This window comes from Primorskyibacter flagellatus, assembly GCF_900176485.1.
Classification (GTDB): Bacteria; Pseudomonadota; Alphaproteobacteria; order Rhodobacterales; family Rhodobacteraceae; genus Primorskyibacter; species Primorskyibacter flagellatus.
In genome coordinates this window covers 136889-145014 of record NZ_FWYD01000006.1, presented here as the reverse complement: position 1 = coordinate 145014, position 8126 = coordinate 136889, and the positions used below count along the sequence as shown (strand labels likewise).

General features: G+C 56.6%; 4 protein-coding genes. 1 reads left to right on the top strand and 3 read right to left on the bottom strand.

What is annotated here, in order from left to right:
• Positions 1–2314: hypothetical protein (locus B8991_RS11015; protein WP_218673213.1), on the top strand; the 2314-nt coding region annotated here is incomplete at its 5' end.
• Between the two features lie 408 nt (positions 2315–2722).
• Here the strand turns inward: B8991_RS11015 and B8991_RS11010 are convergent.
• From B8991_RS11010 to B8991_RS11000, 3 genes are all read right to left on the bottom strand, one after another.
• Positions 2723–4867 carry a Mu transposase C-terminal domain-containing protein gene (locus B8991_RS11010; RefSeq protein ID WP_084353031.1) on the bottom strand — a complete coding sequence of 715 codons (2145 nt, stop codon included), beginning with the start codon at positions 4865–4867 and terminating at the stop codon, positions 2723–2725.
• A gap of 464 nt (positions 4868–5331) precedes the next feature.
• Complete coding sequence (locus B8991_RS11005; RefSeq protein WP_084353030.1) at positions 5332–7155, bottom strand: TniQ family protein; 1824 nt, start codon at positions 7153–7155, stop codon at positions 5332–5334.
• On the bottom strand, positions 7155–8126 hold the full coding sequence (locus B8991_RS11000; protein ID WP_179141469.1) for a TniB family NTP-binding protein: 972 nt from the start codon (positions 8124–8126) through the stop codon (positions 7155–7157). The genes B8991_RS11005 and B8991_RS11000 overlap by 1 nt, the downstream gene beginning before the upstream one ends.

Genomic DNA, 8126 nt, shown 5'->3' with positions numbered 1-8126 from the left:
AAGCCGCTTGATCGGCCGCAAACAACCTGTCTCACACCTTCCGAGAGCATCAAGCCACAATCTCGGCGCAGCCGAACCCGTTGATCAGACGTTCCTTAGGATTGAACCGAACCGAAGCCACATTTTTGGCGGGCAAGTTCCAGAAATTCCATCACGTTTGTCGGACCTCGCTTGGACGAAGTTTTCAGTACCAGATAGAGGTGATATTTCCGAACTGATTGATGCGCTGGTCGACCTAACTCAGCCTTCCATGCTGATTTCGCTGGCCACACAAAATTTGAGTGCCATCATCCAGCAAGGAATTGATGTTGAAGACATCGATAGCGACTATGACAGCATGAGCGCTTCAGTGCCGTCGATAGAATCGCACGGTCAGAATGAGCATCGTGAAGGTCCCATTTTTCTTATTGAACTTATCGCGCGCTTGCTTCCAAAGGCAGTAGATGATGATCGAGACCAGGTTCGCAACTTGGCGGAATCTTGGAAGCAGCTCCCGGGAAAGCTTGGACAGCGACTTTGGCTCCACGCACTTCGCGAACCAAAGCTTTTCTCACCCGACGAAGCGATGGCAGGCTTGGCGGCCCTTTCCTTGGATGCTTTTTGGAGTGTGAGACGCGAGATACCGCTCGTGCTGTTAGAATGCTCAGGTGATGCTAACCCTGATGCGATTGCGAAAATTGAAGGCCGTATTCTATCTGAGGCCCCTGAATACTATGAGCGCTTTGATCTTGACGACGGGCAGGTCGATTGGCGCGAGCACGCACGTGACACCGCTGTCTGGCTCCGGCTGAACATGTTGCAACAGGCCAATGCCATATCGGATGTCGGTCGTGAGGAGCTCGCTGTAATTTTGGAGCGTAGAGAATATCTTAATCGTGACGTCGAAGATCAGGACTACTTTGGGTCGTATTCTTATGGTGTCCGATCCGTTGTCGGCGACCCACAGCCAATCCTTGAAGCGCCTGACGAACAACGACTTGAAATTGCACAAAAATCACTCAGCAGAAATGATATAGATAGGAGAGAGGGGTGGCGCGCCTATTGCTACGCCGACCCCAAGGGAGCATTCGATACTCTGAGTAATGCACCACTCAACGACGCCAACTCGCTTCTCTGGCGTGACTTCGTCAATTCACTCTCATCGCCAAACAAAGAATTATTTCCCGCCACCCAGGAATTGGTATTTGCAACGTTTCATATTCTTGAAGCTGCGCCCGACGATTTCTTGGCAAAAATCATTCGACAAGTTGCCGATCTTTACACAAGGGCACCGCATAGCGAACTGCCAAATCATGAAGGCTGGTGGTCAAGACTCTTTGCGGTTTCTGTTGCGTTTGAAAAGGAACCCGACAACAAGGATGTGGATTTCTATGATGCTGCAATAAATTCGCCAGGTGGTAGGCTCACAGAAGCGTCTCTGATTGATATCGAAAATGTCAGAAAGAGCGGGGCTGATGTGACGCCGTGGCTAATCGAATCGATTTCAGTTGCCGCAAAAGCGACGGGATGGCAAGGCACCATGGCTCGTGCTGCGCTGATCCGCCATCTTAGCTTCGTGACAAGTATTGAGGGTCAAGAGGCGAGCCAGACGCTGAATACAGCACTGTCCGGCCAAACGCCGGAGGCAGTCGGACTTCGGTCCGTATTGGTGAGTCAAGGCCAAATATCTTCGAGGGCCTCGAAGCTTTTCCCAGACGCTATCAAGCTGGGTTTGAAAGAGCTGGACGGCAATAGATCTGATGCAATTTCTGCCGCAGCGATATTACTTTCCCCAGCAATTTCTATAATCCGGGGCGAAGCATCGCCCGAAGACTGGGGGCTTTCCTTGGACGATGTTACCGATATTCTTCGGAGCGGTTCATCAAGCCTGAGAGAGGGTGCTTCAGATGTCTTGGCGCAATGGGTCGAGCAAATCGACGGTGGACCAGCTCAGGCTTGGCAAACCGCGATTGGGCCCCTTCTCGCAAAGGTTTGGCCCCAGGAACGCGCACTGAGAGTGAGCGGTCTGACGCGCAATTTCACGAAGCTTGCGGTGAATTCTGGAACAGCATTTCCGGAGGCATACGATCAGTTGAAGCCATATCTAATGCGCCTTGAGAAAAACCGAGGTGTGTACCCGATCCAAAAATCCAATACCCCTGAAGAGTTTCCGCACGAAACACTCGGCCTATTATGGTGTCTTTTTGGCCCAGGACATACTGGCAACCTATCAGGAGTGCCGGAAATCCTCGAGCGCCTTATCAAAGCTGATCCTGACATTGAATTCGACCGACGTCTCCAATGGCTGGATCAGAACGCAGTGCATTACAGCTGAAATCAGTGTGGTGCCAATAGTAACCGCGCCATTGGGACCGACTATTTGGAAAAACAACTGTTATCTGTCGCGGAAAGTTTGGCGTTGACCACCGCGCGAACGCCTCTTCCTGCAGACCTCGCGTATTTGATACGGCGCAGGAACGATCCTCGCCAACTTCCGAAGTTTTTGGGCGTTGGCGGCGAGCAGGAAATAGCCATTTACACCCTCTGGGCCTCGAAACAGAAGACCTCCAAGGCCAGCTTCGATCAATAGCTTCAGCCAGCAGATCACCCACCAAAGCTCCGGCAACAGACCACAGCCAAACAGAGATTTCCGCGATGAGCGTATAAAAAAGCCCCCACTGCCTGGACAGTGAGGGCTTGCGCTGTGTGGAAGAGCAGACGCAGCAAGAGGTACCAACTGGTATCAACTCTCGCGCTTGGGCGGCAAACCGAACTTCGGCGCCGTGGCCCGAGCTTTGTTGGGCGTATGGGCTGTATCGGCGGCCTCTTCGCGTGGCTGCACATCATGGGATGGCTTGACCACAGTGGCTTTCACAGGAGTCTTGGATCCTGTCGGTGCGATGTCAGGATCCGGAGCGCGCGGCGTGATCACGCGGCCCAAGCCCTTGCCATCGGCCTTTAGGCGCGGCGTGTCATCCATCCGGAAGGACGAGAAAAAATCCCCTTCGATCTTCTTGAACTGTTCGTCGCTGATTGTCATATCGATGATCCCGAACGCCATGGAACGGTCTTTGACCAGGCCTTCAATCTGTTCGATTGCATTGAATACGATTTCCTGGTTCCACACCTTACGCGACGCCGACTTTGCACGGAGCGCTCGGCGGACTTTCATCCAATCATGGAAATGCATCCCGTCAAACCGGTCATACACGGACGGCACGACGTGCCATGCACCCTCCAGATAAACGCTGATAGCGCCAAGGTTTTCAGGATCCCAGCGGACGTCAACCGTCTTCGGCTCTGGCCCCATGAAATACATCCCGAGCTCGGGGCTCTGATACTTGACACCCATCACGACGATACCCTCCTGCGAGACTTTGCGCTCGAGGCGTTTGCCGAAGGCAAGACGTTTTGAGGCGACATCCGGCAACCCACTCAGCGGGTAGTTTCCATCTTCCATATCAGCGTCCCATTGCTCCAGTGGAGTGCGGCCACCAAGACCACGGTGCGGCGAGTTGTGGTAGATATCGACGACCCAACGCACCAGGATGAAAGCCACGTCCTCGGCGTCCAGGCAGGCCCTGTCCTGCGACTTGTAGTCCCCGCGCTCGATAGAATTGGAGAAGGTGCGCCCCACCAGCCGCGGCATCAAATCAGTGCTGACAGTGCCGAAAATCCGCTCACCGTTGCCGCGCATACCCGGAACCCCCGCATGGGTCCGCAACGTCTGAATGCGCAGATCAAGGCAACAATTGGTGAACACTTCCGACTTGAAAGCCGGCCCGTTGTCCGTGACCAGCAACTCGGGTTTCACGGCCATCGACCATGGTGTGAGGGCCTCCGACGCATCCGCCCATTCGCCCTTATCACTCACAATCATGCGCAGGCATTCTTGTGCCGCACTGGTGCAAGGGTTCCGCGTCAGCTTCATCCCGAGGATGACTTTGGTCCGGCAATCGATCGCCAGAACAAGCCACCAGCGCGCTGTATCTCCATCAAGCCCGATCAGATCCAGAAGTTCGGCACCGAAGAATTCCTTCAGATTGGCAGAATGGATGATCGACTGAAGGTCAATGCACCATTCATCCATTTCGACGCGTTCACCGGGGCGCGAAACCTCCAGACCTGTTCCGACAGGACGGAGCTGCTTGATCGCATACTCCCGGCCATATCGAGCAATCATCACACGCAAGGGATCCAGTTTCTTGATTGCGGTGCGGATAGCGTCGCGTCCCGGAACACGAAGAGGCAAGCCGCCTCCCTCTTCCTCAAGGCGTTTATTTTCCTTGCGAAATGCCCGTTGGACATCAATAACAGTCGTCTTCAGTGTTTTGCGCTCCAGCGTCAGGTAGCTGGTACGGATTGTCGACATCAGCAGGTATTGCTCTGCCGGGCGAAACCCGCTGTTCGGATTTCCACACTTAGACAGAGTGTCAGCCAAAGCAGAAAGCCCCTGTTTTTGATATTTTTTATAGAGTTTGCGAAGATAATCCGCTGAGTAGAGGACAATGCTGTCCTTGTTGCCGCCGCCACGACCTTTACGCACTGATTTCGCAACCGATTTCGGCAACTGTTGAAGCTCCAAGGCGTGATTCAACAGGTCGCGCTCAGTGGCCTCTTGTTTCAAATAAGCCGCCGCCCGGGTTTCAATCTCTTTCTCCGATGCCTCGATATCTACCGCATTTGGAAGGATGAGGCCTTCTGACACCATGTCGTCAATCGCCATGATCTGAACAAAGCGATTGTAAAACCGCTTCTTCTGAGCCGGGTTCAGATCCGACACCTGAAACAGCATGCCTTTCGCCTGCGGGACAGTCTTCAGATCGTCCGGCAGGTAATACCCCACCTCGTGCTTGATCGCACCGGCCGCACTGAGGCACCGGCCCATTTTTTACCGACTGGAAGCGATGGACTCTGCGATATTTTTAACAGATCATGACCTCAGCGCCGCAGTCCGGGGTCATTCCGCGAATTTTGGCCGAAATATTTCATTCGGCCAAAACCGTTCTAATTCAGGACGTTAATGCCACGTGGCAAACCTTACCCCGCTTCATGGCAAACCAAAACAGCGGTTTTGGCATAACTACGCCCGTCCCGATACTTGTCGCGGCAAGCATTACCTGGCCATCGCCAAACCCTAAGTTACTGATTTTATTACACCCATATCAGATTTCGGCCACAGACTTGTCCATTCTCCAAGCTTATGACGTCCATTTTCGACAAGCATAAGAGGCCAATTTTCGAGGGCCGCAGCGGCCGATTATTCGTGGCCAGCACAAGCCCAAAAAAAGACCGCCCCTGCGGGCGGCCTTCAACAATCGACGCGACAACGGGCCGGTAAGGCCCCTTATGTTAAGCGAACAGATCTGCCTTCAGATCGCGGACCCGGTAGAAGTCTTCACCGACTTCAGCTTTCGTCAGCGCAGGTCGGACTCCTCGCTGTTTCAACCGACTAACCACCTTGCCGACTTGAAGGCCATGCTGCTCGGCAAGCCGTGCAGGATGGATAAACCGTGCTTTGAAGTCGGACACGACTACCGGGTCGAACCGCGGGATCCGATGATCTTCTTCCGGGCAGACGATCCAATTGACGGCAAGGCTCACCTCTTCAGCGCTCCGGTCCACCAATCGCCAAAGGATATCCTTGGAGATCTTCAAGGACGCGAACGATTCCATGACAGACAACCCCTTCGCGCAGGTCGTCCGATGCCGCTTGACCTCCTCAGGGTCCACGCGGAGCCCGGCGATCCCGTCGTAACCAGCGAGGCGAAAGACGCGCTCGAGGAAGCCGCCGAGGATCATGTGCAGCACGGTGATGGCCGGCAGCTTGGCCTTCTCCGCGGCTTTCGAGACCGCCACCAGCCCGTCGGTTTCGACACCCAATTCGACCGCTTTCGCGTGTAGTTTGCCAACCAGCATGGCAATCTCATTGCGATCCACGGCTTTCTGGGTCCGACCCTTCGTTCCCGGCCTCCCGTAGTAGATGGGAGTGAGCATCCGATCAGCAAAAAGCTGATCAACCAGGGGCCGCGCACAAACCAACGCGTCGGGCAGTGAACTGACATGCACGATCCGTTTCACGCGACTGGCTACCTCACGCCCTTTTTGCACCGGGATCGGGTAGTGGGCGGGCGCCTTCTTCAGGATCAGACCCGCAGCGACCAGCACGTCGCGCAGGGTCCGAGTGTCGAGGCCTTGCTCCGTCGCCAGTGACGAGACCGTGTGCAGGCGGCGCTCGGAAAGTTTGACACCCAGCACCTTGGTCCCGGCGGGCATGGCAATGTTCTCTGTGATGATCTCGCGAAGGATGCGCGCGATATCTCCGGGGTCCTTGAGGGACTTGGAGTAGGCCAAAGCTTCATAGAAACGCCCGAAGATTTTTCGCGGCCCCGGGGTGCCGGTCGTTTCATCGAACTTCCGGACTTGCGCCACCAACGCCTCCCGGATCCCTTCCTCGCCGCGGACCGTAAAGCCGAAGCCGATGCGACCGGCGTGATCCCAGTCATCCGGTGTCAGCTCCGGCAAGAGCTGATCCGGCCCGTGTTCGACCAGAACGCCCAGAAGCTCCGTCGCCCGGACTGCCTGCTCCAGCGACTGCGCATCCAACCATTGGGGACCAGCATCCCCATTGAGACGGCGGATGACGTATTCCTGATGCGGCGAGGACGCGCGCGGCTCGGCCTCGTCGATCAAGGCCTGAAGGTCTTCGCCGCGCTCGGGCACGATGTGTTCGAGTTCATGGAATACGTCATCCCAGGGGCCCTTGGCCTGACGCAGCAGCGGAATGCCATGGCGCGAGCACGTCCGCACGACCGACAGCGCCCATTCCCAGCGACCGCGACGCCCGCCCGTCCGATCATCCTCTGCCAAGCATGCCGGACAGAAGACGGTGTAGGGATTGGCCAGGAACTCTGCGGTGACCAGCTCACCGCGAAGATCGTAGGTCCGCTCCCCGAGCGGGACCGGAGCATTGGCGCGCAAGTCCCCAAGCGGGACGTCAGAAAGCTCGGCCAGACGGCCGAGTGCCGCCTCTTTGTTGGCAGCCATATCCTCAGGCTCAATTTCAATATCCCGAAGAAATGGAACCAGGCGGTCATTTGCGTGAACCCCGGCGAGACGCGCCGCGTAAGACAGGGGACTCTCCTGCGGGTCGAAGGGGATGTGGGGGGCAAGCATCAACGCGCGCCCTCCCAGTTCAGCTGCGCCTCACCCAGATCGATCTTGGCCCAGTGACGGGCAAGAAAGACGTTCTGACCCATGCCGCAGCCTTCCTGCATGCCCCAGCTCTCGGCGAAGTGGTTGATCGTCAACTCATCGGCATCGTCCATGGCCGCCGCCTCGAGTGCCGCGAGGATGTTCTCGATGCAACGACCGAAACGGTTGCGGCTCGCGTGAACAAGCCGGTCCACCAGATCCTCGTCCGTGGGCGGCCGCATACCGGCTGCATCGGAGAAACCGGCGATGACCTTGGTCAGCGCCTTGCGATCCGAGTGCGGCGAGACGTCGGCAAGCGGCAGCCGCCAGTAACGACGTGTAACCTGGGCATCGCAGGACGCGATCTGCCAGAGGCTTTCGATGCCACTCAGCACGACACTAACCGCATCCTCCCCCTGCATCAGGTTACGGATAATCTTCAGTGAAACGTCGACCTTATGCTTGCTCCCAGCACCGAATAGATCATGCGCCTCGTCGATCCACAGGACAGCCGTGCCCCGCAGTTTGAAATGATCACGCACCTTTTGCGTGATGTCGTATTCGGTCACGGACCGCCGCGAGACCGCCGGATACCCACTGGCCTTGAGAATCTCGAGCCCGAGGCTCTTGGCAGTGGGCGGGCTCGGGACCCGGACCCCGACCCAAGGCTGATGCGCCGCATCGCGCGGTTGCAGGGCCGGATGGGTCTTGAGGCCATGAAGGACCAGCGAGGTCTTGCCTCCGCCGGCGGGCTCCACGACCGCGATGCCGCGTGCATCACCCGCCTTGTTGAAGAGACGGGCCTTCGGAAGCAGTTTGCCTCGCTCATCGCGCTGCAGCAGCCGGTCCAGGTAGCTCCGGAACTGAACGTCCCGCGGGGTCGCGAGATACTTGTCTCGCAGCCGATCCACGGCTGCGAGTTTCGCGTTGATGTTAAGATCTGATGCACTCAT

Excerpts from the sequence above, each read along its gene's own strand:
- B8991_RS11010 (WP_084353031.1), bottom strand. The coding sequence starts at position 4,867 with ATGGGCCGGTGCCTCAGTGCGGCCGGTGCGATCAAGCACGAGGTGGGG.
- B8991_RS11000 (WP_179141469.1), bottom strand. The coding sequence starts at position 8,126 with ATGAGTGCATCAGATCTTAACATCAACGCGAAACTCGCAGCCGTGGAT.
- B8991_RS11005 (WP_084353030.1), bottom strand. The coding sequence starts at position 7,155 with ATGCTTGCCCCCCACATCCCCTTCGACCCGCAGGAGAGTCCCCTGTCT.